This window comes from Alphaproteobacteria bacterium (assembly GCA_040905865.1).
Classification (GTDB): domain Bacteria; phylum Pseudomonadota; class Alphaproteobacteria; order UBA8366.
Genome location: JBBDQU010000065.1, coordinates 28,643 through 53,876 on the forward strand (window position 1 = coordinate 28,643; position 25,234 = coordinate 53,876).

Annotated in this window: 20 protein-coding genes; 3 read left to right on the forward strand and 17 right to left on the reverse strand. The window is 59.6% G+C overall.

Translation table 11 applies throughout. The features are described 5' to 3' along the window. Positions 1-10: 10 nt before the first annotated feature. The 6 genes from WD767_14245 to WD767_14270 all read right to left on the reverse strand — a co-directional run bounded on the left by WD767_14245 (position 11) and on the right by WD767_14270 (position 7,547). Positions 11-2,620 carry a TRAP transporter permease gene (locus tag WD767_14245; GenBank protein ID MEX2617252.1) on the reverse strand — a complete coding sequence of 870 codons (2,610 nt, stop codon included), beginning with the start codon at positions 2,618-2,620 and terminating at the stop codon, positions 11-13. A gap of 105 nt (positions 2,621-2,725) precedes the next feature. Further along, entirely contained in the window at positions 2,726-3,727 is a 1,002-nt protein-coding gene (locus WD767_14250) for a TAXI family TRAP transporter solute-binding subunit (GenBank protein MEX2617253.1), read from the reverse strand. 350 nt (positions 3,728-4,077) lie between these two features. Beyond that, the gene (locus WD767_14255) at positions 4,078-5,331 is read right to left on the reverse strand and encodes an alpha-hydroxy acid oxidase (protein ID MEX2617254.1); all 1,254 of its coding nucleotides are present in this window, start codon (positions 5,329-5,331) and stop codon (positions 4,078-4,080) included. Between the two features lie 12 nt (positions 5,332-5,343). Then, positions 5,344-5,691 (reverse strand): RidA family protein, encoded by a 348-nt coding sequence (locus tag WD767_14260; protein MEX2617255.1) that lies wholly within the window; start codon positions 5,689-5,691, stop codon positions 5,344-5,346. Between the two features lie 61 nt (positions 5,692-5,752). Beyond that, positions 5,753-6,820: an LLM class flavin-dependent oxidoreductase gene (locus tag WD767_14265; GenBank protein MEX2617256.1), complete on the reverse strand. Its 1,068-nt coding sequence runs from the start codon at positions 6,818-6,820 to the stop codon at positions 5,753-5,755. Continuing rightward, positions 6,810-7,547 (reverse strand): FCD domain-containing protein, encoded by a 738-nt coding sequence (locus WD767_14270; protein MEX2617257.1) that lies wholly within the window; start codon positions 7,545-7,547, stop codon positions 6,810-6,812. Before WD767_14270 ends, WD767_14265 begins: the two co-directional genes overlap by 11 nt. 102 nt (positions 7,548-7,649) lie before the next feature. On the opposite strand from WD767_14270, the gene WD767_14275 reads away from it, so the two are divergent. Next, positions 7,650-8,870 (forward strand): alpha-hydroxy acid oxidase, encoded by a 1,221-nt coding sequence (locus WD767_14275; protein ID MEX2617258.1) that lies wholly within the window; start codon positions 7,650-7,652, stop codon positions 8,868-8,870. 165 nt (positions 8,871-9,035) lie between these two features. On the opposite strand, the gene WD767_14280 is transcribed toward WD767_14275, so the two are convergent. The 9 genes from WD767_14280 to WD767_14320 form a co-directional block, all read right to left on the reverse strand. Further along, positions 9,036-10,106, reverse strand: coding sequence for a hypothetical protein (locus WD767_14280; GenBank protein ID MEX2617259.1), 1,071 nt, complete (start codon positions 10,104-10,106; stop codon positions 9,036-9,038). A 77-nt stretch (positions 10,107-10,183) separates the two neighbouring features. Next, positions 10,184-12,664 (reverse strand): NAD-dependent epimerase/dehydratase family protein, encoded by a 2,481-nt coding sequence (locus WD767_14285; GenBank protein ID MEX2617260.1) that lies wholly within the window; start codon positions 12,662-12,664, stop codon positions 10,184-10,186. A gap of 73 nt (positions 12,665-12,737) precedes the next feature. After that, positions 12,738-13,772, reverse strand: coding sequence for a glutathione S-transferase family protein (locus tag WD767_14290; protein ID MEX2617261.1), 1,035 nt, complete (start codon positions 13,770-13,772; stop codon positions 12,738-12,740). A gap of 64 nt (positions 13,773-13,836) precedes the next feature. Further along, on the reverse strand, positions 13,837-15,795 hold the full coding sequence (locus tag WD767_14295) for an aconitate hydratase (GenBank protein ID MEX2617262.1): 1,959 nt from the start codon (positions 15,793-15,795) through the stop codon (positions 13,837-13,839). Positions 15,796-15,819: 24 nt separating this feature from the next. Beyond that, positions 15,820-15,993, reverse strand: coding sequence for a DUF1059 domain-containing protein (locus tag WD767_14300; GenBank protein MEX2617263.1), 174 nt, complete (start codon positions 15,991-15,993; stop codon positions 15,820-15,822). Between the two features lie 132 nt (positions 15,994-16,125). Continuing rightward, the gene (locus tag WD767_14305; protein ID MEX2617264.1) at positions 16,126-17,673 is read right to left on the reverse strand and encodes a 2-oxo acid dehydrogenase subunit E2; all 1,548 of its coding nucleotides are present in this window, start codon (positions 17,671-17,673) and stop codon (positions 16,126-16,128) included. A 12-nt stretch (positions 17,674-17,685) separates the two neighbouring features. Beyond that, on the reverse strand, positions 17,686-18,666 hold the full coding sequence (locus tag WD767_14310; GenBank protein ID MEX2617265.1) for an alpha-ketoacid dehydrogenase subunit beta: 981 nt from the start codon (positions 18,664-18,666) through the stop codon (positions 17,686-17,688). Continuing rightward, positions 18,663-19,766, reverse strand: coding sequence for a pyruvate dehydrogenase (acetyl-transferring) E1 component subunit alpha (gene pdhA / locus WD767_14315; GenBank protein MEX2617266.1), 1,104 nt, complete (start codon positions 19,764-19,766; stop codon positions 18,663-18,665). The genes WD767_14310 and pdhA overlap by 4 nt, the downstream gene beginning before the upstream one ends. Positions 19,767-19,936: 170 nt before the next feature. Next, the gene (locus tag WD767_14320; GenBank protein MEX2617267.1) at positions 19,937-20,137 is read right to left on the reverse strand and encodes a hypothetical protein; all 201 of its coding nucleotides are present in this window, start codon (positions 20,135-20,137) and stop codon (positions 19,937-19,939) included. Positions 20,138-20,485: 348 nt separating this feature from the next. On the opposite strand from WD767_14320, the gene WD767_14325 reads away from it, so the two are divergent. Then, on the forward strand, positions 20,486-21,532 hold the full coding sequence (locus WD767_14325) for a sodium:calcium antiporter (GenBank protein MEX2617268.1): 1,047 nt from the start codon (positions 20,486-20,488) through the stop codon (positions 21,530-21,532). 1 nt (position 21,533) lies between these two features. Here WD767_14325 and WD767_14330 read toward each other — a convergent pair whose 3' ends face one another. Further along, positions 21,534-22,244 carry an endonuclease/exonuclease/phosphatase family protein gene (locus WD767_14330; protein ID MEX2617269.1) on the reverse strand — a complete coding sequence of 237 codons (711 nt, stop codon included), beginning with the start codon at positions 22,242-22,244 and terminating at the stop codon, positions 21,534-21,536. Beyond that, on the reverse strand, positions 22,237-24,375 hold the full coding sequence (locus tag WD767_14335; GenBank protein MEX2617270.1) for a VTT domain-containing protein: 2,139 nt from the start codon (positions 24,373-24,375) through the stop codon (positions 22,237-22,239). Before WD767_14335 ends, WD767_14330 begins: the two co-directional genes overlap by 8 nt. Before the next feature lie 372 nt (positions 24,376-24,747). Between WD767_14335 and WD767_14340 the strand changes: the two genes are divergently transcribed. Next, a complete protein-coding gene (locus WD767_14340; GenBank protein ID MEX2617271.1) occupies positions 24,748-25,194 on the forward strand; it encodes a hypothetical protein in 447 nt (148 codons plus the stop codon). The last annotated feature ends 40 nt before the right edge of the window (positions 25,195-25,234 follow it).

Sequence of the window (25,234 nt, forward strand, 5' to 3'; positions counted from 1 at the left end):
GCTTGGCATTTCAATTCGCCAGGGCGGCAGTTTGCAGACGGCGGCGTTGCAGCGCAACGACCGGCAGCAGCAGCAGGAGGCAGGGCAGGTAAATCCATTCCTTGTCCGGCTGCGGATTGTTGATGTCCACGCCTGTTATCTCCCAGTCGAAATCGAGGCCGGATGACTGCGCGACGCTGTTGAAGCCGACGTCGTCAACGAAAACCCGGCTACCCTCGATGCGGACAGTCAGGCCAGCCGCCTGGCTCAGCCGTTCCACGCCGCCCGCGCCGCTGGCGCCCAGGGGCAGGACGACGATGCGCTCCACCGGCGCGCCGGTAAAGTCTTCGCCCCGGCTCATCAGCCGGATCAGGGCGTCATCCTTCTGCGTGGCGACGACCTCGACAAGTCGGGCCGGTTCGACCGACTGGAACGGCGGTACAACGAGGTCGATCCAGAATCCGGGCCGCAGCAGGCTGAATGCGATCAGCAGCAGGAAAGCCGATTCATAGCGCCGGCTTCGAACCACGAAATAACCCTGGCATCCGGCGACGAACAGCAGCATCGCGATCAGCGATATGATGATCGTGACCGAGACATGCCACCAGCTGTCCAGGCCGATCATCAGGAGTTCCGTGTTGAAGACAAAGATAAACGGCAGGATGATCGTGCGGATACCGTAGTAGAACGCCTGCAGGCAGGTCCGCATCGGATCCGCCCCCGCAAGGGCTGCCGCGGCATAGGCATCGACGGCAACCGGTGGCGTATTGCCGGACATCAGACCGCAATAGAATACAAACAGATGGACGGCGATCAGTGGAATGATGACGCCGGACTGGGCTGCGAGCGTTACGACAACCGGCGCCATCAGCGATGCGACCACGACATAATTCGCGGTGGTCGGCAGCCCCATGCCCAGGATAATCGTGACGACAGCCGTAAAGAACAATATGGCCAGCAGGTTTCCGCCGGACACGATTTCGATCACATTGACCATGACCAGCCCCAGGCCCGTCAGCGATACAGTTCCGACAATGATGCCCGCCGCGGCGAGGGAGATTGCGATCATGGCCATGTTGCGGCCCCCGGCAACAAGACCGTGAATGACCTCGGAAAGCCCCGCAACCACGGCGTCGCGCATGACCGTGTCGCCCCTGATGCCCCGGAAGACGGCGGCCAGCGGGCGCTGCGTTATCATGATCGCGATGATGCACAGGACCGCCCAGTATACGGACAGGCCCGGCGACAGGCGCTCGATCATCAGGCACCAGATCAGGACGACGACGGGGATCAGGAAGTGCAGCCCGGCGAGGATGGTCGGCAGGATTTCGGGAAGCTTTTCCAGCGGCGCTTCGCTGTTATCCAGTTCGAGGACCGGAACGCGCGTCGAAACCCACAGGAGGCCGATATAGGCCGCCGCCAGCAGTACGGCGAGCACCGGACTTGCGGCGGGCCCCAGCGCAACACGCAGCCAGCCGACCCCGTAATAAACGATGAACGACAGAATGGTCAGGCCGGCAAAAGTCAGGACAAATGCGGCAATGCGCTGGAAGAACGTGGTCCGCGTGACCCGCTGCAGCATGGGCAGATCGAGTTTGAGCGCCTCCAGATGCACGATATAGAATAGTCCGACATAGGATATGACGGCCGGCAGGAAGGCGTGCTTGATCACTTCCGTATAGGAAATGCCGACGAATTCGGTCATCAGGAATGCGGCGGCGCCCATCACCGGCGGCATGAGCTGGCCGTTGATCGAGGACGTGGATTCGATGCCGGCGGCTTTTTCGGCCGAAAAGCCGACCCGCTTCATCAGGGGGATTGTGAACGTCCCCGTGGTGACGACATTGGCGAGCGCGGAACCTGAAACCATGCCGGTCAGGGCGGAGGAGACGACGGCCGCCTTTGCCGGCCCGCCGCGCAGATGACCCAGCAGCGCAAATGACGTCTGAATGAACCAGTTCCCGGCGCCGGCCTTTTCCAGCAGCGATCCGAACAGCACGAAGAGAAACACCAGGCTGGAGGAAACCCCGAGCGCGAAGCCGAATACGCCTTCGGTCGAGAGCCACATATGATCCGTCATCCGGGTCAGGCTGGCGCCGCGATGGGATAACACCTCCGGCATGTGTGCGCCGGCAAAGGTGTAGACGATAAAGACAAGGGCGACGATCAGGAGCGGCAGGCCGGTGGTGCGGCGCACGGCTTCCAGCAGGGCCACCATGCCGATTGCGGCAACGACCATGTCCTGGGCGATAGGCACGGCGGCACGCCGTGAAAGTTCCTCGAAGAACACGACCATGTACAGGGCGCTGCCCGCGCCGATAATTGCCCAGAGCCAGTCAGGAATCGTTACCCGGTCCCGGGGCGACGACCGAAAGCAGGGATGCGTCAGAAATACCAGGATGATCGCGAAGGCATAATGGATCGTGCGGGACTGGGTACCGTCCAGAACAAAACCCGCGCCAAGGATGTAAGGCAGTGGCGACGCGATATATATATGAAAAAGCGACCAGATGAGCGCCAGAGAAAATATCAGGCCGCCAGGAAAACCGCCGAGTTGGCGCGCGCCTGTGTCCGCGGCACTGGCCATCGCCTTCACGTCACGAAGGGCTGCTGCGGAATTCGAGGGCGGTTCTGTGGGCAAAATGCGTTTCCTTCGGGCGACGGGCGGGCCAAGGCTCCCCCGCGCCGGCTCATCGGTGTCCAGGGCGGGGGGAGGATATGACGTATGGTTTACGCGGCTACGGGCCTATTTGATGAGGCCTGCTTCGCGGTAGTAACGCTCCGCACCCGGATGATACGGCGCCTGCTTCCCGAAGGTGATGGATTTTTCACGCGTCATCAGCTTGAACGCGGGAGCCTGCTGCTTGAGGCTTTCGAAACCGTTCATCACCGCTTTGGCGAGGTTGTAGCCGATTTCATCCGACAGGCTTGATGTGGTTACCAGTGCGGCGGCATAACCAAAGGTCGAGACGTCCTGGTCAACGCCGTGATAAACGCCCGCGGGAATCGTCGCTTTTTCGAAATAGGGACGTTCCGCCAGCAGTTTGTCCAGTTCCGGCCCGTTCACCGAAACGATGTGAATGTCGCATGTATTGGCCGCTTCCTCGATGGTGGCGACAGGCACGGCTGTCGGATACAGATAGGCATCGATCTTGCCGTCGCACAGCGCGGATGACTGTTCGCGTGACGTCAGTTTTGAATCAAGCGCCAGGTCGGTTTTCGGATCGATTCCGAAATAGCTGAGCAACATATAAGAGGTTGCTTCCGTTCCGGACCCGACATTGCCGCTGTTGAAGCGCTTGCCCTTCAGGTCATGAACGCTTTTGATGCCTGTCTCCTTGCGCGTGACCAGATGAATCATGTTCGTGGTGTAGGACATGATGAAACGCAAATCCTTGTTTGCGCCTTCGCTTTCGAACGGGCCGCTGCCGTTATAGGCATGAAACAGCAGGTCGGACTGGGCAAGACCCATGTCCAGGTCGCCGGTTCTGATGGCCCTAAGGTTGGAGACCGAACCGGCAGTGCTTTCCACGGTGCAGCGAAGCTTGTGTCCCTGCGACTCGCGGCTCTTGTTTACGAGGTTGCAGGTGTGACCGCCGGTGGGCCAGAAAATGCCCGTAATACCCGCCGTGCCCAGGTTGAATATCTGCCTGCTTTCCTGCGCCGCCGCGTCCTGCGTTGCGGAGGATGCGAGCAGGAGGCTTCCTGCGATGCCAATGGTTCCTAAAACCGATGCAATTGTTCTCACTGTCTTATCCTCTTCTGGTTTCGTAGTCTAATTGCCGGAATGTCTCCCCCCGGGGAAACGCTATCCGGTCAGGACCGACAACACGTGAACCGGGCGCCGGGAGAATCGTTCTTGTCGGTACACAGGAAACCCTGACTGCCCTGTCAAAGCAATGGCCGTGCCAGAAGCGCAATGCGGCGGAATGCCTTGTTCCGGAAGTGACCGGCTTGCCCATTTCGGTGCCGTTGCCGCAAAAGGCAGCAATCCGTTCACAACATTGAGGCAATCCGATTCCTGCCAGGCGGGTCGGCGGCGGCGGGCATGCAACCGAAGGGGGCGACATCGCCGTGACGGGAGGTCCGATACCTGTTTCATGCGCGGTCCTGATGGGGCACCCAGTCCGGTGGGTTCCAGAAAATGTGTGGACCGATTTCCCCAACGCTGTTGAGGCCGAGCTGGGCCATGACGCGGTCCATCTCCGTGCGGAAAATCTCCAGCGCCCGGCAGGCGCCGGCCTCTCCGGCGGCGGCGGTTCCATATAATGTCGGGCGTCCGGACATCACCATGTCGGCGCCAAGCGCCATGGCCTTCACCAGGTCCGATCCCCGCCGCGCGCCGCTGTCGATAATGATTTTCAGACGATCCCCGACGGCCGCCCGGACCTCGGGCACCAGCTGCAGCGGCGCCGGCGCCGAATCCAGGTAGCGGCCGCCATGGTTCGACAGGACGACGCCGTCCAGCCCTCTGTCCGCGGCGATAACCGCGTCCTCACGGCTTTGCAGTCCCTTGACGAGCAGATGCCCCGGCCATTTGTCCCGGATGCGCATGATATCGTCCCAGCACTGCCGGTCAGACTTTGTATATTCGTGATCGACAGTCTTGTCGGTCAGTTTCCGCGCCAGTTCCGGCGGATAATTTGCCTTCACGAAGGCGCCGCGCGTCAGGTACTGCGGCGCCAGGACGCGCAGGCACCAGCCTGGTTTCGCAAGTACCTGGGCAATCAGTTTCGGTCGATAGCGCAGCGGCATGGAGAAGCCGTTGCGGTAGTCATTCTCGCGGTTCGATCCGACCGATCCGTCCACTGTTACCAGCAGCGTCTTTATGCCGATTGACTTGATCCGCTCGACAAACGCGTCCCGTAGTGTGATGTCCCGCCACATATACAACTGGAACCAGAGATGGCCGTCCGAGGCTTCGAAAATGTCCTCCACAGGGGTCAGCGAATTCGTCGCCGCGGTGCAGGGCACGCCCATCCGGGCCGCCGCCCGGGCCAGGTCGATCTCGCCCAGGTCGCTCATCAGGCCGGCGCTCGCCGTGGGGGAAATCCCATAGGGCATGGTGATTTTTTGGCCGAATATTTCCGTCGCGGTCGACCGGGCGGATACATCGATCAGCACACGGTTCCTGATCTTCAATGACTGGTAGACGGCGCGGTTGTGGTTCAGCGCAATTTCGTCTTCCGCGCCGCGATCCATATATTCGAAGATTCCCCGCGGCAGGCGCGACCGCGCCATCTGCCGGAGATCCTCGATATTGAAGGCGCCCAGATCGTCACCGGCCGCGGCGAGGTCGAGTGTCGTGCGAGCCCGTTTTCCATCCAGACTTTTCCCGGATACCGCAACCATCGGGCGCCACCGTTACTTGTGGGCGTTCACGACGATTTCCACGTGGGTGTCGGGCGTGCCGAGTTCGACGGCGACGCATGCGCGGGTCGGCGGGTTCGACGGGTCGATCCAGGCGTTCCAGGCTTCGTTCATCGCCGGCTTATGCGACATGTCGGAAATATAGACGGTCGCGGACAGCAGCTTCGATTTGTCGGTGCCGCCCACCGCAAGGTAACCGTCGATCCGCGCCAGCACCTGTTCGGTCTGTTCCTTCACCCCGACGGATGTGTCGGGCGCCGTGGTCCCGGCGATATAGACGACGCCGTTATGCTCCACCACCTTGCTCATGGTCGCATTGAGGTCATGACGTTTGCAGTTCATGATACGTTTTCTCCGTTTTCCTGGGTATGGGTTTTTTCGGTGCGTGCCCGCCGTGCTTTTCCTATGCCGCCGCGCGTTTCCTGAATTCCGGCGCGACTTTCTCCATGAACAGGCGCACGCTGTTCTCTACGATATCGTAGGAAGACGATCCGAGGCGGAACTGCAGAATGACGCCGCCGACGCCGATGGCGTCGATCTTCGCCAGGCGCTCCGCGACCGTCGCGGGCGAGCCGCAGATCAGGCTGTGCTCGGTGACGTTGCGGGCATAAGCCGTCGGCGCCGCGCCGGTTTCGCCCGGTTTCGCCATGCTTTCGCCGCGTTCCTCAAGGATGCGTTTGCGCATGCGGCCCCGATGTTCGCGCTGTTCCTCAAACAGGGGGATACCAATCCGCTCCGCTTCCGCGTCGGTTTCGGCAATGAAAATGTTCCGCCATACCCAGGTATCGTCCACCGCGTTGGCGACATGGCGTTCGCCGAAGCCGGATTCGCGCATGGTCTTTCGGTACAGGTCCATGCGGTGTCTGGTGACCTCGTCGGTCTGCACATTCATCAGGAAGGGGCGTCCCTCCCGCGACATCTCCAGCATCGATTCCTCGCCGGAGCAGGCGCGAATGAGGGCCGGATGCGGCTTGGTATACACCGACGGCCGCAGGATCGGCAGCCACAGGTCCCAGTACTTGCCGTGATGTTCGTAATTCTTCGTCGTCCAGGCCTTGATCATGATTTCTTCGGCTTCGATCAGGCGCTCCTGCGCCTCCGCCGGATCGATTCCAAAGCCGCGATAGTCATAAATATTGTGCGCCGTTCCGCGGCCCAGACCGACAATGAGGCGGCCCTTGGACAGGTTGTCGACCATGGCCAACTGTTCCGCCATGCGGATCGGATGGTGAAGGGACATCTGCGCGACGGCGAAACCGATCTTGATCTGTTTCGTGGCGACCGCGAGGGCCGCGGCGAAACTCACCGGATCGACATAGGCGCAATTGCCGTCGAAGTGATGCTCCGCCAGCCACAGGGTCTCCATGCCCAGTTCATCGCAGAGCCTGGCTTCGGCAAGCGTCTCGTCGATGACCTGCTCGTCCTTCTCCGGTGTTTCGGCCTGCGGAAAGAGAAAATTGCTAAATTTCACGGGACTCATCCTCGGTTGATTGGTTGGGGTTCCGTTGTTCGCTGTCGATTCGCGCCGTCGCCTTCAGGAATCGGCGTTTCCCGGCCAGGATATGCGCCTCAAGGGCATTGGCCGCCTTTTCCTGATCCCCTGAAGCCAGCGCGCGCAGAATTTTCCGGTGCTCCCTGTTCGACAGATGAAGCCCGCCGCCCTGCAGGATGCTGCGGCTCCGGTACAGGTGGAGTTCCTTGGACAGCCCGTCGCACAGGGCTCGCAACCGGTCGTTTTCGGCGAAGTCGATGATCCTGTCGTGGAACTCCCGGTTGAGGGTGTAGAACGAATCGAAGTCTTCGTCGGCCTGCGCGGAATCCATTTTCGTGACGAGATTCCGGAGATGCTCAATCTGCGACGGGGTGATACGCGCCGCCAGCGTGGCGCCGGCAAGACGCATCAGACTGGCCCGGACGTCGTATACGTCTTCGGCGTCTTTCAGCGAAATCGAGCGTACGAAAAAGCCACGGTTCACGATGACCGTCAGCAATCCGCTCTCGACGAGGCCGCGGCACGCCTCGCGGATAGGGCCGCGGCTGACCCGCAGTTCGCCGGCGAGCCGGTTCTCGTTGATGCGCTGGCCCGAACGGAACGTTCCGGACAGAATACGGTGCTCAATTTCATCCTGGACCGCGCTGGAAAGCGACCGGGATTGAAGAACCTGCAGCAGTTCGGAAATCTGTGTTGCTTCGGGCATACGGGGCAAGGCACCGTTTTGTTGTCGACGCAACGAAGTATGCGGCGTGACACATTATTGTCAACAATTGACAAAAAACAAATACGAGTCTCAAGATCGCGCATGGCTGACAGCACACTGGGCGCATACAACATCGAGGATCTTCGCCGGATGGCGAAGAAGCGGTTGCCGCGCGGCATATTCGAATATGTCGACCGCGGCGCGGAAGACGAAATCGCGCTCCGGAACAACCGCGAGGCCTATACGGCGCTCAAGATCAAGAACCGCGTGCTGATCGACGTCTCCGGGCGTTCGACCGAGACGGAAATTTTCGGCCGGAAAATCGCCATGCCGTTCGGCATATCGCCGACCGCCTCCGCCGGGCTGGTCTGCGAGGGCGGCGAGGTCGGGCTGGCCAGGGCCGCCGCCCGGATGGGCGTTCCCTGTACCGCCGCGACAAGTTCGCTGACGCCGATGGAGGAAATATACGAGGCGGCGGGGGGCAATCTCTGGTTCCAGCTTTACATGTGGACCGACCGGGACCTGACGGCGACCTTTGTGAAGCGGATCAGGGATACCGGCTTCGAAACCATGCTTGTCACCGTGGACAGTTCCGCCAGCCCGAACCGCGAATACAATCACCGCAACGGTTTCGCCATGCCCCTGCGCTATTCGCCGACCCTGGTCGCGCAGGTGCTGGCCAATCCGGGCTGGTGCTGCCGGGTGCTGGCGCCGCAATACCTGAAGCGGGGGCCCTTTCGAAAAGCCAACAATCCGCCGGAACTGGCGAGCAAGCTCACCCAGGCCGAGGTGGAATCGGAATACACAAAACCGAGCAGCCAGAGCTGGGACGATATCCGGCGCATTCGGGACATGTGGCCCGGCAATCTGCTGGTGAAGGGATTGCAGAGTTCCGAAGACGCGGTGATCGCGGCGGAACTGGGGTTGCAGGGAGTGGTGCTGTCCAACCATGGCGGCCGCTATCTGGATTCGGCGCCAGCGCCGTTGCAGGTGTTGGCCGAGACACGCGCCGCCGTCGGACGGGACTTCAAGATCATTATCGACAGCGGGGCAAGGCGCGGGTCCGATATCGTCAAGGCGGTCGCCCTTGGCGCCGATATGGTCATGTCCGGGCGGCCGACGCTCTATGGTTCGGCGGTGGCGGGCGAGGCGGGTTCGTACCGGGCGCTGGAGATTTTCCGGACGGAGATGGACCGGGTAATGGCGCAACTGGGCATCAATCGCGTCGACGAGATCGGCCCGCATATCTTCTGGAACCCGCCGGACTGGGCGAGGGCTGCGACGACGTCGGCGAAGAGATTATCTATAGCACATCAGGTTTGAATGGAACGGCAACCGATTCCAATCAAACACGATCTGATCTAACAGGCTGCGGAAAAACCCTTCCGACCGAACATCACCGCCGCGCATCGCAACCTCCCCCCCTAAAATCACAGCGAGACTTGAATCACGACCGCGCACCAGATGGAAGGTTTTTTCCGCAGCCTGTTAGTAGCGGTAAATTGCGCCGACAGCCGTTTCGCCGGGCATTTCTTCAGCCGGAACAACGATAACGTCGCCGCCATGTTTCAGTGTTTCATGCGCTATCCTGTCGATCTCCTCAAGGCCGGAATTCCGCCAGTCTTCGGTCAGGAGTAAATTTCCAACCCGACCTTCCGTGGCGGACTTGAGGATCTCTCCCTGCTGTACCGAAACGGTTGCATCGCCGCGCTGGAAGCCGGCGTTAAAGCGGTCTATCGTCTCCAGTTTCGGTCTGTTCAGTTCCGGCTCGACAATTTCGACGCACGCTTCATGAATTTCACTTTCGTCCAGACCGACCGGTGACTTGGCTATCGAGTCAGAGGCGAGCTTTGGATACTGGCAATGCCTGCGAAACATTCCAAGCAGGTTCGGTTCGCAGACCGCAACAAGAGTGGCGGTCTCCTCTGCAAGTATCCGGTCCACCGCATTCGCGACGCCATGGGTGAATTCGTCCAGCTGGACCTGTTGATAGTCAGCCGGGCTTTCCCCCTGGGCATGATGTTTTGCATCGGGGCGACCGCCGCCGGCGCTGCTTGCAGAGTGAAACCCGACATCCGCCGGAAGTTGGGTTATTCCCCTTATTTTCGCCATGCTGTCTTCCATGACCTCGGTTTCAATAACGCTTATTTCATATCGGGTTGCCCTGAAAAGGCAGACGTCCTTCTGATCGATAGCGATGATGAAGAAGGATTGCGCGCTGTCGATCAGGGGCATCAAGGGAAGTATATGAAAGGAGTCCTTGACCGCGATATGTTCCGGCGGCGCGATCGGCAAGGGGTGCGTGCGTGTGAACGCGGCAGAAATAAAAATAGCGATTCCCCGCATGCCGGGGCTGCCAATGGGAAGACGGAAGATTTCATCCCGTTCGGCATATGCAAGAATTTCCGACGGATCAAATCCGTTGCGTTCGAGGTCTTTTTCCGCATCCCGAATGAGATTCCGAAAACGGATACCGTTCACCTTGTCTTCCGGCGGTATCTGATGAACGGGAAGATAGATGGATACGGCCGGGTCAGAATCGGCATCGATCAGCGTCATGACATCGGATCTTGTTATCATCTCTGCTCCTTCTCATTCGCGCCTCATTTGAAAACCCGTTGCGAACAAGCGTCGTCTTAAAATACGAACCTGCTCCACTCGCCGTAGCTTTGCCTGACGCGGCCCCGGCGCACGCCAAGGGCGATCAAACCGGCTCCGCAGGCGAGACTCGACACCATGGCCGACAAATCCGCGCCATAGACAAACGGCGTGATCAGAAGCGCGACGCCAAACGCAATATTGAGAAAGCGAAGCGGCCGCGCCACCTCTGCGAGGGACGTCACTGTAACCGTAATCACCAGGGCGCCTATAAGGTGGTCGGCGTCCGCCATCCCACCCTGAGTGCCTAAAACCAGTCGCGTCAGCATCAACCAGACGCCGATTGCGATGCTTAAACACAGGTTCCACGGCAGCCCGACGCCGCCGCTGACCATTTCCCGGACGACTGTCCCGGGGCTCTGCTCGAACGTGTCGTCTTTCCGCTCATGGCGACCGTCATCCGTATCGCCGGTGAAGAAGATGCGCATCACATTAGCGCCCGCCTTTCGCCGTCGAACGAGGAACTGGCCTGTCGCGACAAGTTCGTCCAGGGAATACGGAATCTGGACAAGCATGGCGACGGCTGCGACGAGACAGAGCGTGCACCAGGTTCCGATGACAAGGGGCTGGATAATGATGAAGGTGATCGAAACGGCGCCGAGGGGAACGATCATGAAGCCGAACAGGACAACGAGCCATGGCATCGTGCGCCACCGCCGCGCGGACCCGATAATGCCGGTGAGGATTTCAAGCATGTAAGTGATCGCCCCAAGGCCGGCATCCGAAACCGGCCATGCTTCGGAAACGCTCGATGTGATGATTTCCTCGGTACCGTTCATGGGTGACGGTCCGCCCTCGAAAAACGGCTCCCAGACGCTATCGATATGGCCCAGCTGATACGCGGCGAGATACCGGGAGATAACGAGCCCTATCAGCGCAAGGAAAATGATCGGTGCGCGCTGGAACCAGCTCGACGGCGAAAAATCCCAGCCCGGTGGAACCGTCGGGCCCGTCAGCGCGGCAACGGCGCTGACTCCCGGCGGCGGGCGCGTCAGAACGGCAAACCCGAATGCCAGCGCGCCCACCAGCGTATCGTTGAGGTACGCGGCCGCTGTCGGCGCCCAGAAGATCAGCGGCGCCGACATTACCCATAGACCGATTGCCGCCGTAACCCATCGGACCAGGCCGTAGCGTGTGGAAAGGGAAACCAGGGCGCTCATAATGAGCAGGATGCCGGAAACGAAATCGCTTATCACAAGTGCGGCGGACTCGTAGCCAAGAATTGGGGGCGATGTCGCCAGCCAGAATCCCAGTCCCATTGTGGCGAAGTGAGCCCAGATGAAGCGACTGTGCGCCTCTCGATTCTGCTCCTCGTGCCGCGCGCGCAGTTTTTCGGGATTGTCGACCTTGCGGGCCGCCGACTGCAACCAGAGTGGCGCGGTAATGCCGTTCTCTTCGTACCACTGCGCGGGGTCGTCCTTGAGCGCTGTCACGAGTTTCGGCAGTTCGTCGCCGATCCAGTGCGCCGGGCTCCAGCCGAGAAGTTCCCGCGCGCGCGAAATGTCGAGGGCGTAATGATCGTCGGCCATGTCGATCATGAACGGTCGGATAAACGGCGCTTCGCCCTGGTCGATGACATCCGGTACGATCGGTTCGGACTTTTCTTCGAGCCAGGCGCCGACGCGCGCCAGACCTTTCGGCGCCTCGATTGTCGTCCAGTTTTCCTCTCCATGGATCAGGCGGCCCAGTTCATCCTGCAGCGCGCCGTATCCCATCGCCTCCGGCTCGCCCACGAGAATTGTCGCCTCCGGCGGCAAATCGTTGCGGCGGTCGACAGCGCGCATGAAGGCGTCGATCATGTCGTCGGTGTGGAGAAAGGACTGCCCGACAAGCAAGTCGCCGGAATAGACGCGGCTTTTAATGTCGCGCTCGTAAATTCGCGCAATCTGCTGCGATAGCGTGGGCACAGCCATCCGGTCGCTGTAGAGCCCGGACAACCGGAGCAGCAGATAGGGAATCTCGCCGTGTTCCTCTTCGATGACCTTCTCGGCAGCGGCCTTTGACCGGGGGTAAGCCCACTTCGGCGCCAGGGGGGTTTCCTCGTCGATGCGCTCGCCCGGTTTGCACGGTTGGTGCACCAGCATCGTTCCGGAAAAGATGAAACGCTCGACGGCAAAATCCTGCAGTCCCTGCAACAGGCGTCGCGTGCCTTCGACATTCACTGTTTCGTACAGCGGGCTGTCCTCGCCCGTAAAATCGAAATAAGCGGCGAGATGGATGACCGCTGCAATCTTGTTTCCGTACCGCTCCTTGAATTTGTAAAAGAATAGCGCAACCGACTCGTCGGAGGTCAGGTCGCAGCGCAGATAATCTTCCAGCGAACCGGTCTGTTCTTCATCCAGATCGGATCTGTCCAGGCCGACGACGCGATATCTGTCTTTCAATGAAGCGCTTAACGCAGTTCCGATCCCTCCCGCAGCCCCCGTTATGAGAACGGTTGGTTTGGTTTTTTCCGTCAAAACAGTGCCTTGTGCCGTTTCAGTAGAAGTCCGTTCCGTGCATTAACGTTCCGGGAAAGAACATTGTTCCGGCCTATCGGTCAGCAACCTCACCGAGGCGTTCGTGTTGGTGTCTGGAGGTGCGAGTCTTCGTGAGCGCATCCCGGCCGTGGGGGCCCTCGAAGTCGATTATCGGTCCGGCGGGCACAATACCGGTAGGGTCGACCTGGGGCTGACTGGTATAATAATGGCCCTTGATATGATCCAGCCGGACCGTTTCGGCCACCCCGCTCTGTTGGAACAGGTCTCGCGTATAGGGCCACAGATTTGCATAGTCCATCAGGCGGCGAAGGTTACATTTGAAGTGGCTGTAATAGACGGCGTCGAACCGGACCAGCGTGGTAAACAGGCGCCAATCGGCCTCGGTGATGTTATCGCCCATCAGGTAACGGTTTTCCGATAACCGTTTGTCGAGCCAGTCCAGCGTTTCAAACAGCGGCGCCACGGCTTCGTCATAGGCGTCCTGGGACGTCGCAAAACCGGCTTTATAGACGCCGTTATTGACCGTGTTGTACACCCGGTCGTTGATCGCGTCGATTTCGGACCGCTGACTTTCGGGATAGTAGTCGTGATCGGACGCGCCCAGTTCGTCAAATGATGCGTTCAACATGCGGATGATATCAGCGGACTCGTTATTGACGATCGTGCGCGTATGCAGATCCAGCAGCACGGGCACGGTGACTTTGCCGGTGTAATCGGGCACGGCCGCGCTGTAGACCTGATGGAGGTAGTCCGCGCCGAAAACTGGGTCCGGTATGACGCCGGGCCCGTCCTGGAAACTCCAGCCCTTGCTTCCCATGTGCCAGTGCACCACCGACAGGGAAACGATGCTTTCGAGCGCTTTCAGCCGGCGAAATATCAGTGTCCGGTGCGCCCAGGGGCATGCATAGGAAACGTACAGGTGATACCGGTGACGGTCTGCCTCGAACCCCTTCTTCCCCGCGGGACCGGCAGCGTCACCTGGCGTGATCCAGTCCCGGAGGACAGAATCCGGGCGGTTGAACCGGCCATCGTCGGATTCGGAAATTAGCGATTCTTCACACCATTTCCCGTTGACTAACTTTCCCATATTGAAAATACCTCCCTTCGGATCCGGGTTTACCTGCTATTTGCGCTCGAAGAATCGAAGCGGCTTATGCGGGCGAGGTGCGTTGCATGTGGTAGTGGTTGATCAGTCCGCCGGCGCGGATGATTCGGATCTGCCGGGGCGAAAGGACGTGTTTCATGGGTATCGGGACGTCGCCGCCATTGTGTTCAAGCCGTACCGTAAGCGAGTCCTCGTCCAAGGCCCGCCCATCGAGCCCGGTGAGCCGAATTTCGTCACCGGTCGAAATTCGTCCAAAATCCTCCGGATTCACGAACACCAGCGGTAATATGCCAAAATTAACCAGGTTCTCGCGATGAATGCGGGCAATGCTTTTTGCGATGACAACACGCAATCCGAGATGCCGGGGTGCGATGGCGGCGTGTTCCCGGCTGGATCCCTGGCCGTAGTTCCTCCCCGCGACGACGATATGGCCATTTTCCCTGCATTGTGACGCACGCGAAACGTAGCCCGCGTCCACGCCACCGAACACGAACTCGCTGATCCGTGAAATATTGCTGCGGAACGGCAGGACCCTGGCTCCCGCGGGCATGATTTCGTCCGTGGAAATGTCGTCGCCAACCTTGAGCAGGACGCGAAGCGCCATAGAGGAGGGAAGCGGATCGAATGTCGGCATCGCGGTAATATTCGGCCCCTTGACGAGGTCGGTTTCACGCGCCGCTGTGTCGCTGACCGGCCCGATCAATAAGCTGTCGTCAATAGAGGGGTTCTCCGGCTGCCGAATGTCGACGGGATCGATTCCGAGGTCGCGCGGGTCGGTTATCGTCCCCTTCAGCGCCGACGCCGTAGCCGTTTCGGGGCTGCAGAGATAGACTCGGTCCTCCCGCGTTCCGGATCGGCCAGGAAAATTGCGCGGCACCGTTCGCAGGCTTGCGCGCCCCGTCGCTGGCGCCTGCCCCATACCGATACAGCCATTGCAGCCCGTCTGGTGAAGCCGCGCGCCGGCGGCGATCAGCGTCGCCAGGCTGCCGTCCCGTGTGAGTTGCAGCAACAACTGCCGCGATGTCGGATTGACATCGAACGATACACGCGGCGAAATTTTCCGGCCCGCGACCATATGGGCGGGAACGGCGAAGTCGCGGTAACCCGGGTTGGCGGAGGAGCCGATATAGCTTTGGTATATCGCTTCTCCCGCCACGTCCTGAACGGGCACGACATTGCCGGGGCTCGATGGTTTGGCGATGAGCGGTTCGAGCGCCGATAAATCCATTTCGTCGCTGATATCGTATACGGCGTCCGTATCCGCTTCGAGCGGTTTCCAGTCGTCCGCCCGTCCTTCGCTTGCGAGAAACCGCCGAACCTCGTCATCTGAAGGAAACACGGACGTCGTGGCGCCGAGTTCAGCGCCCATGTTGGCAATGACATGGCGGTCCATTGTGCTCAGACAGTCCAGTCCCGGACCGTGATATTCAATGATCCGACCCATGCCCGCCTCGACCCCGTGACGACGCAGCATTTCCAGTATGGTGTCTTTTGCGCTGACCCAATCGGGCAGGGCGCCCGTCAGGCGGACGCCCCAGATTTCCGGCATCCGCATATGAAACGGGTCGCCCGCCATCGCCATCGCCACGTCCAGACCGCCAGCGCCAATCGCGAGCATGCCGAGCGCGCCGGCACCGCAGCTATGGCTGTCGGCTCCCAACATCGTCGCCCCGGGCTTTCCGAAACGCTGCATATGGACGGGATGGCTGACGCCGTTGCCCGGCGGGCTGAACCAGATACCGTACCGCTGGCAGGCGCTTCGCAGGAAAAGATGGTCGTCGGGATTCCTGTTGTCCTCCTGGAGCAGGTTATGGTCGACATACTGGGCGGACAGCGCTGTCTTGACGCGCGGAATTTGCAGTGCTTCGAGCACAAGCATCACAAGTGTCCCCGTCGCGTCCTGCGTCAGGGTCTGGTCGATGGAGATCGCGATTTCGCTGCCTGGAACCGGTTCGCCATCCACCAGATGATCGGTAATGAGTTTCTGCGCGAGATTCAGGGCCATAAAAAATCACCTCCGCGAGGAACGTTACTTTTCATGGATATCGTGCTGAAGGCGCGCGAACAGGTCGGGCGTGATGTTCTCATCATGCTCGTTCTTGAGATGCGCGGCGATCGTCTGTATCACCTCCTCGTTGCTCTCGCCTTCCGCCGAGAAGCCGCAATCGGCATCGCCACGAATACAATTCAAAACCTTGGTCATAGCATTCTCCTATCATCTGGTTTCGCAGTACGTCTCAGGAGCATATCAGATGGGATGAATCGACCCTGCTTCCCTGCTCCCTACGGCTTGATTACGCTGCTTCCGCCGATCCCCGCGTCATATGTTCGGTCGCTATGTCGCGAGAATGAAACGATCGGGGTCGGCAAGGGTTTCCATAAAGGTCGCCATAAATCGCGCCGCGTCCGCGCCGTCGTTCACGCGATGGTCGAAGCCGAGACAAAGCGGCAGCATGAGCCGCGGCACAAACCCGATGGCGCCTGTCGCGGATCGTTCAGCGGCCGGCTCGTATCGTGCTTCGCCAAGGCCCAGAATAGCGGCCTCGGGCCAATTGATGATCGGCGTGAAAGCCCGCCCGCCCAGCGGTCCGACATTGGTAATGGTAAAGGTGCCGCCGGACATGTCTTCCTTCGACAATTTCCCCTGTCGGGCCCGCTCTGCGAGTTCGGATATCTCGGCGGCGATATCGAGAACGGATTTTCCGTCGGCGTCCCGCAAGACGGGGACAAGCAGCCCTCTATCGGTATCAACCGCCACGCCGATATTATGGTAGTGCTTGAAAACAATTTCCTTTCGCCGGCTATCGATGCTCGCATTGAACCGGGGGTGCTCCTTCAAAGCCGCCACCACTGCCTTGACGACGAAGGCGGTGAGGGTCAAGTCGCCGCCGCCTTCCGCGGCGTCGTCTCTGTGACGTTGCCGAAACGCTTCCAGCAAATCGATGGCGACGGCATCGATATGCGTCACGTGCGGAATTTGCTCCCAGGCCGTCGCCATTTTATTGGCAATCGCGCGCCGTACGGATCGTAATGGCTTGCGTTCGGTTTCGCCCCACTGCGCGAAGTCCGGAAGTGCGGAAGACGGTCGGCGGGATACACTTTCATCTTCCGCGGCCCGGCGCACGTCCTCGTCCGTGATGCGACCATGCGGGCCGCTCGGGGTAACGGCCCGCAGGTCGACACCGAGTTCGCGCGCCAGTTGTCGCGTGGCCGGAACGGACTTGACCGGCGCGCGTTTGCCCGAACCGCTCTTCCGGTCGGCTGCTTCGCCGTCGTCGTCGGCGTCGCCGTCACGATCGGCGCTATCTTCGGACGCCTCGTCTTCGGCGTCTTTACGCGACCGGCTCTCGCTCCGGGCCTGCCTGCTCCCCTGTCTGGTCTCGGAACGTTCCGACTGCTCGTCATGTTCCGCTTCGGCCGGTTCATCGCCGTCGCGATCGTCACCGCTGGCGGAAACTGGCCGTTCTTCTTCCTCCTCATCTGATGGTTGCCTGTCTTCAGAGAGCTGTTCGTCGTTTTTCTCGTCCCGCCGTCCTTCTTTTTTTTCCTCGCGGGTCGGCTCGTCTGTCGAGGGTTCACTCTCCTGCGCGCGATCCGACTCCCCGTCTTCATCCTTTTCGGTATCCCGCCTTTTGCCGGACTGCCCGGCGTCGGCAAATGTTATCAGGACGTCACCCACGGTTGCGATATCGCCGGCGCTGACATGAATTTTCTCGATCACGCCGCTTTCCGGTGCGGGAAGTTCCAGCGATGCCTTGTCCGTCTCCACCAGAAGGACGTCCTGCCCCTCCTCGACCTCGTCTCCTTCTCCGACCAGGATTTCCAGAATTTCCGCTTCGTGGATGCCTTCGCCCGGGTCGGGTAGCTTGAATTCGCGCGCCATGGTTATGGATCCTCAATACGACAGGGTCGACCGCGCCGCTTCGGCAATCCGATAGGCATCCGGGAGGTAGGCTTCCTCCCGGAAGAAGAAGGGAACGACGACATCGAACCCTGCTACCCGTCCGACCGGCGCTTCCAGAAATTCGAAAGCCTTTTCCTCAATTCGGGCCGTGATTTCGCCGCCGGGACCGAAGCTACGCGGCGCTTCGTGGATAACGATCGCCCGTCCCGTCTTTTTGACGGATTCTGTAAACAAGGCATCGTCCATCGGCGACACGGTAAGAAGATCGATGACATCGCATGCAATCCCGTCCTCCCGGCTTAGCAGGTCGACTGCCTCAAGCGTCCGTCGAAGCATCGCGCCCCAGGTGATTACGGTGAGGTCTTCACCTTCGCGAACGCGTTCCGAGACTCCGATTTCAATACTGTCCGGTTCGTCGGGCACCTCCTCGCGAAAGCTCCGATACGCCGCCTTCGGCTCGTAGAAGATGACGGGATCGGGGTCGCGGATGGCGCTCCGCAGCAACGCCCGGGCATTGCGTGGCCCCGATGGAATGACCGTTTTCAGCCCGGCGATATGCGCATAAAACGCTTCACGACTTTCCGAATGATGTTCAAGAGCCCGGACGCCTGCGCCATATGGCATGCGCACGACCATCGGCACATGGAACCGGCCTTGCGACCGATAGCGGAATCTGGCGGCATGCGATTCAATCTGGTGGAAGGCGAAGTAGCTGAATCCCGAAAACTGCATTTCGCAGACCGGCCGCAAGCCATAAAGCGCCATCCCGATCGCGGCGCCGACGATTCCCGACTCGGCCAAGGGCGTGTCCATGACGCGCGCCTCTCCGAACCGGTCGAGCAGGCCTTCGGTGACACGGAAAATGCCGCCGTCGACGCCGATATCCTCGCCCAGCAGGATAACGCTGTCATCGGCTTCCATTTCTTCCCGCATGGCAAGGTTGAGGGCTTCGATCATTGTCATTTCGGTCATTCGTCAGCGCCCTTGCCCCGCGCGTCAATTTCGGCCGCCAATTCATCCCGTTGCCATGCCAGGTAGGCGGGAAGCGTGTCGTAGACATGCGCAAACATGTGCAACGGGTCGGCGCATGCCGCCATTTCCTCGTTCGCGGCTTTCCAGGCGGCGTCGATCTTGTCGGCGACCTCTTCTTCAAGCGTTTCCAGGTCCTCGTCGGCCAGAAACCCCTTTTGCACGAGATAATTCTGAAAGCGCGGCAAGGGATCGCGTTCCCGCCATGCCTCGACTTCTTCATCCTCTCGATACTTGGTCGGGTCGTCCGCGGTCGTATGGACGCCAAGGCGATAGGTTACACACTCGATCAGGGTCGGTCCGTCACCCGCACGGGCGCGGTCGACGGCCGCCCGGGACGCGACGTAGACGGCGAGTAAATCGTTGCCATCGACCTGCACGCCCGGCATGCCATATGCCAGCGCCTTCTGCGCCAGCGTCGCGGATTTCGTCTGCCGATCCCGCGGTACGGATATTGCCCACTGGTTGTTCTGGCAGACAAAGATAGTGGGCGTCTGAAACACAGCGGCAAAATTCATGGCCTCGTGAAAATCACCTTCCGAGGTCGCGCCGTCGCCGAAGAAGGTCATGGCAACGTCGTCCTTCTCTCGGTATTTCATGCCATACGCAATGCCAACGGCATGCGGGATCTGGCTCGCGACCGGTATCGCGATGGGCAGATCGTTTTTCCTGTCGGGAATTCGCCCGCCTTCATTGAATCCGGCGTTATAAAGAAAGATGCCTTCGAGCGGCGTGCCGCGCCAGATCAGCGCCGCTGTTTCCCGGAACGCCGGTACCAGCCAGTCGCTTTGTCTCAGAACCGCGACGGCGCCGAGCTGCGCGGCCTCCTGTCCCTTGACCGGTGCGAACGTCCCGATCTTTCCCTGACGCTGCAAACTCAGGAGACGTTCGTCGAAGCGGCGGGTGAGAAGCATGGCGCGGTGCAGCTCGAGCAGTTCTTTTTCCTCCAAAGAGGGTTCGAGCATTTCGTCGAGGTTCCCGTTCGCGTCGAGAACCGAGACGTATTCGATATCGTTTTTCGGTGTGATCCTGCCCCTTGGCATTTATCTCACTCGACAATTGTCGCGCTGCAAAGACCAGCGACGTTTCTTCATCAACACGCAGCGATACCGCGGGTTCCAAAATTTATGTTACGGATATGTGCGACGACAGCCCGATACTCCGGTCGAAGAATGTCGGCGTCATGAAAGGGCTCCGGACGCGGTGGAAACGCCTACATCCCCGTATTGCCGCCTTTGGGGCGGCCTTTTCGCCGGGCCGGCCTGCCGGGTTTCGTGACATAGGCCGCAATGGCCGCTTCAATATTCGCCAGTTCGTCATTCGTCTCTGCCGTTGCTCCCGAGTCCCGGAGTGTCGACGCCTGCTCAAGCGCCTTCCGGTAATCAGCAACAGATTTCAATATCAGCTTCGTCATCGATCCTTCCTGGGGAACGAGCGCCGCCGCACATTTCCGATCAGACGATTTCGCCTGGGCGGGCGTCGCGGGATCCACTTCGGTCAGTCACGGGTCCGACTTCCATCGCGGAGCCAGTTTAGAAAACGGCCCGCCTTCCAACTTTGTTCCATACCGCGCCACTATTTCTTCAATAGGATAGATCTGATTTAATGAGGATTTCCGCTTCGGGGGAACCGTTTACGTCAGGGTTTCGTTTGTAACGTCGACCGCGCGTATCGGACCGATACCTGCCATGCGGTAACATAGGGCCGGGGGTGAAACCGAATTCGAAGGCCGCTGATCCCGTCAGCAGTATTGGAAAAGGTTGTGGGAAATTTCGAGTCGTTAAGCCTTTCCGGCAATAGTCTGATATTCGCCGGAGCGGCTGTCGCGGTCTGGATCGCCGGAACGAAAATGGCCAAATATGCCGACGAAATCGCAGACCGTTCGGGTATTGGCGAGGCTTTGATCGGCATCTTTCTTCTCGCCGGGGTCACCTCCCTGCCGGAGATCGCAACCAGCTTTACCGCGGCGCAGAGTGGCGATGCGCCGCTCGCCATCAACAACCTGCTCGGCAGCATTGCCATGCAGGTCGCGGTTCTCGCCGTGGCCGACCTGATCTACGGCAAGAGCGCCCTCACGTCCATCGTTCCCAATCCCGTCGTTATGCTGCAGGGCGCGCTCAACATATGTCTGCTCACGTTCGTCGCGGTCGCGGTCGTCGTCGGGGATTTCGCGGTATTCGGAATCGGCATCTGGTCGTGGGGTCTCGGACTTGGCGCCCTGTACAGTTTCAAGAAGCTCGTGGACGCAAGGGGCAGGAAGCCCTGGATCGCCAACCTTGGCGACGATAAACCTGGCGATGCCGATGAAAGGCAAAAAGAGGACTATGGCAGCCTGTCCCTTTTGATCGTCAAGACATTGATCGCGGGGGTGACTATTTTACTGGCCGGATTCTTCGTCGCCCGCAGCGGGGCGGCGCTCGCCAATCAGACCGGGCTCGGTTCTTCCTTTATGGGCGTCGCATTTGTCGCCATCGCGACGTCCCTGCCGGAAGTAAGCACGGTATTTGCCGCCATGCGCCGCGGCCTCTATACCATGGCGATTTCCGATATATTTGGAACGAATATTCTGAATGTAGCGCTCATCGTCGGGGTCGACGCCATTGCACCCGGTCCGCCTGTGCTGGATCGTGTCGGTGAATTTTCGATTATCGGCGCCTTGCTCGGCGTTGCCGTCACCGGCATTTTCCTCATTGGCATAATCGAGCGGCGGGACCGGACAATCGGGCGAATGGGCGTCGATTCGGCCGCAGTCCTGGTGACATATGCCGGGGGTCTGGTGCTTCTGTTTTCAATGCGGCATGCCGTGTGATTCACCCGATGGACGGTAACGCTATCCGTGCGAATACAGGCAGGTGATCCGACGCCTTTTCGGCTTCCTTTACGGCACGCGATTCGAGCACCATCGGCCCGGCGCGGCATATGATCCTGTCCAGCGCGAATAGGGGAAGCCGCGATGGAAAACTTTTGTTCCCTCTTCGAATTTCAAACAGATCTGAAAGCAGACGCCGCAGCCTGCGTTCATGCCATTCGTTCAGATCACCGAACAACAGTAACGGCGCTGTATGATCTTCCATTATAATCTCGCGAAGCCACTTGACCTGGCGCATCCTTTCTGCGGTTCGCCATCCCAGGTGGGTCGAGATGACGCGCAGCGGTCCGAAGGGGGAGCGTGCCCTGGCCTCCATCACTTTTCGGGGTTCGCGGCCTGGCAACGAGATGTCGTGAATATGCCGGTCTTCCAGTGGAAACCGGCTTGCCAGCATCTGACCATACTGTCCATCCGCACCCGACAGCGCCCATGCCTGATGACCATGGTCGCCCACCTGACTGCGCAAATATGCGTATATGTCGGTTTGCGCATCACGCTTCGTCCGCATATCCACTTCCTGAAACGCTGCGATCTCGGGCGCCAAGGCACGGATAATCCCGCCGATCCGTTTCAGGTCGAACCGGCCGTCGGTTCCGATTCCGCCATGGATATTCCAGGTGACGAGGCGGAGCGTCCGGGGCGCATCACTCATCTTTGCGGGAACGCAGTTTCGGCGCGATAAAATAAAAGCCCAACGCAAGCAGAAACCATCCGATCAGGCCAAGACCCAACATGGCCAGTTCTGTGGAACTCGGATTATTAAGCGTCCGGGCAAGCTGGCGTCCCAGGAAACTCACGACGAAAATGCCCGGGGTCATGCCCAGGATTGTGCCGATCAGGAAGTCGGAGGCGCGGATATGGGAGGCGCCGGCAACCAGATTTATCAGGGTAAACGGCGCGATAGGCACCATCCTGAGCGCAATCACGCTCAGCACGCCACGACGCGCCAGAGCGCGGCTGACGCGATTGACTTTTGTTCCTATCAAGTCGCGCAGCGGACTCCGGCCCACATTGTAGCCGATAAAAAACATCACGGCGGCACTCAGTAATGAGCCGGCAAGGCCGCAAAGAAACGCGGTGAATGGATTGAACATCATGCCCGTAACCGCGATCATGACCGTAACCGGAAACGCCACCAATCCGCCCAGGACGAAGAGGACAACGACGACGGCCGGCATCCAGAAGCCACTGCCGATCGATTGCAGCCACGCGATAAGGTCGCCGGGGTTGGTCAATTCGGACAAGGGGGTGAACCGCCAGATCGCGACCAGACCGAATACCGCGAACAGTAACGCCAACAGTTTTATCAGGCGGCTGGATGCTCCGCTTGTGGCCGCTCCATCGAACAATTCGCCTGCGAAATCCGGCGTCGCCACGGGCTTTTCCGGATCGGCCAGCCAGCCAACCGTTAAGGCGAGTTCGTTATTCGGTACGTTGTCCAGTTCGACCGGCCGTAGCGATTTTGGGCCGTCGGAAAGGCTCTCCACAGCGGCGAGCAGCGACCCTTTTTTCTCGATGGCCTGTTCGACAGCGGCGATTTCGGTTCCTAAATGCTCGGCGAGAAGGCGATTCCGGATGAAGGTAATTCGCCTGGATTGTTCTGGAGATGCCGCTTCCAGCGCCAGGTCGCATTCCGTGTCCATACCCATTGATCGATTGTTCAGATTGGCGGACCCGATACGAAGAAACCTGTCATCGACGATGGAAATTTTAGCATGGACCATCACCCCTTCTTGCGTGTCGTCGTCGGGTATGGTGGGATACAACAATCGAACGCGGTCACGAAACCCGGCTTTCTTCAAGTATTCCATGAAGCGGCGCCGGCCGTTATTCATGCTTTGTTCTTCCAGCCAGCTATGGTGTACATTGGGTCCGACGATGAGCGCTTCAAGGTCTGGCTTTTCCTGCAGGCGCTTCGCCAGTTGCACCGCCACGCTTCCTGCCGTGACGTACTGGGCTTCCAGATAAATCGATTTTTCAGCTGCCTCGATCGATGACTTGTACAGGGCTTCCACCTCGCGGATTTCGTCTTTTCCATCATAGGCCGGCGCCGTACGGGCAATACCGATCCGTACATCGGTAAAATCGATTTCCACATTCTCTGGCCACAGGTCGCCTATGGGATTCGATTTCAGCGGTGTCTCACAGGCCGCGTTCCGCCATCGCGCGCGCACCAGTTCCCCCAGCGCAACAGCGGCATCGCCATCGACCATCATCTGAACATCGTGAAACGGCCGGTATGGCTTTCCCGTCGGGTCAAGACGGGCCTTGTCGCCGATGTTGTGGTGTGATGTGTCCCATCGTCGGATCGTTAGATCAAGTCCGCCGGAGAATGCGACGCTATCGTCGACAACGACGATCTTCTGATGGTGGCTGGCGCCTGCGGGCAATACATCGTCGAGACAAACTGAAATCTGCTTCGGCGTCTTCCAGGCGAGATTGATCGAAGGTAGCGGCTCCCGATCCAGCGCGTAGAGCATGGCGTAATCCCACAGAAGCAGATGGATCCGCAGATTAGGGCGTTTCGCGACAAGGGCCGTTAGAAACGGCCCCAACTGCTCCGGAAAGCCGTCTTCCGCGTTACCGGATGGCCCGACCAACCGGGTGCGGCTGTCAATATCCCACCCCACGATAAATATCGAACGTTCCGCTTTTAACAGGGTCGCGCGCAACGCTCCAAAATAGGCGGCGCCATCAATCAGAACCGCCGCGCGGCCTGCATTCGCAATGCGCCAGCAGTTTCGACCTTCGGTAAGTATTTTTTCTTCACAAAGTTTCGTCATGGTCAGGTTACTGAAAACCGGCTCCTCTGAACATTTAATGTGCGGCTTAAACCTGCCATGGCAACTACAATATCAGGGAACCAACGTCCAATAGCGATGCCGGTTCCGATGCCTTGCTCCCCGGAACGATCGAACAGGCTGTAACGTAAGATAGAAATATAATAATTTTATTCATCTTATAGTAATGAATCCTTTGCTTTCTTAACGCGTTCTTTACCTTTTACGCATTAGATACTTCGAATGCGTTCGTCCCGATTCGTGTACCATTTGCTGGTCGATCCGATGCCGTTTTTTGCGCTGGCCGTGAAAGCAACTTTCGTACTGGTGGGAATTGGCGTTCTAACTGCGTGCAGTACCCTGGATAATCATCCGTTGACGCACGAGTCGTCGGTCGTCGTGGCGCCGAATATTCCCGCCACCGTATTTAGCAGCCTCGATCCGCCGACCGCTTTTCCCCGGCCCGCGATGAAGCCGCCGGCGCGGGGGCGGTATCCACCAGAAATTCCCGCGGAAAGCGCCAATTTCAACGGCTTCCTGCAGTTGAGCCCGGAGTCGTTGCTGGGGTATTCAGGTCGGGACGTCGCGTTGCTGCTGGGCGATGCGGTGGAAAACGTGCGGTCACCGCCATCGCAGGTGATGCATTATCGCTTCACGGATTGTCGCGTGACGCTTTACCTGTATGCCAGTCTGTCCAACGGGGTCTACAGGGTCCTCTATTCGGAAATCGATTCTTCCGGGTCAATGGCGCCGGCTGAAAGCTCGTCGAACTGCGTTATCTCTTCGGCGCAGCTCCCGGCGCGCAAGACGGGCAATATGTAAATGGCCCGGGTGGAGAAAGGGCAATCGTGGCGGGCGCGCC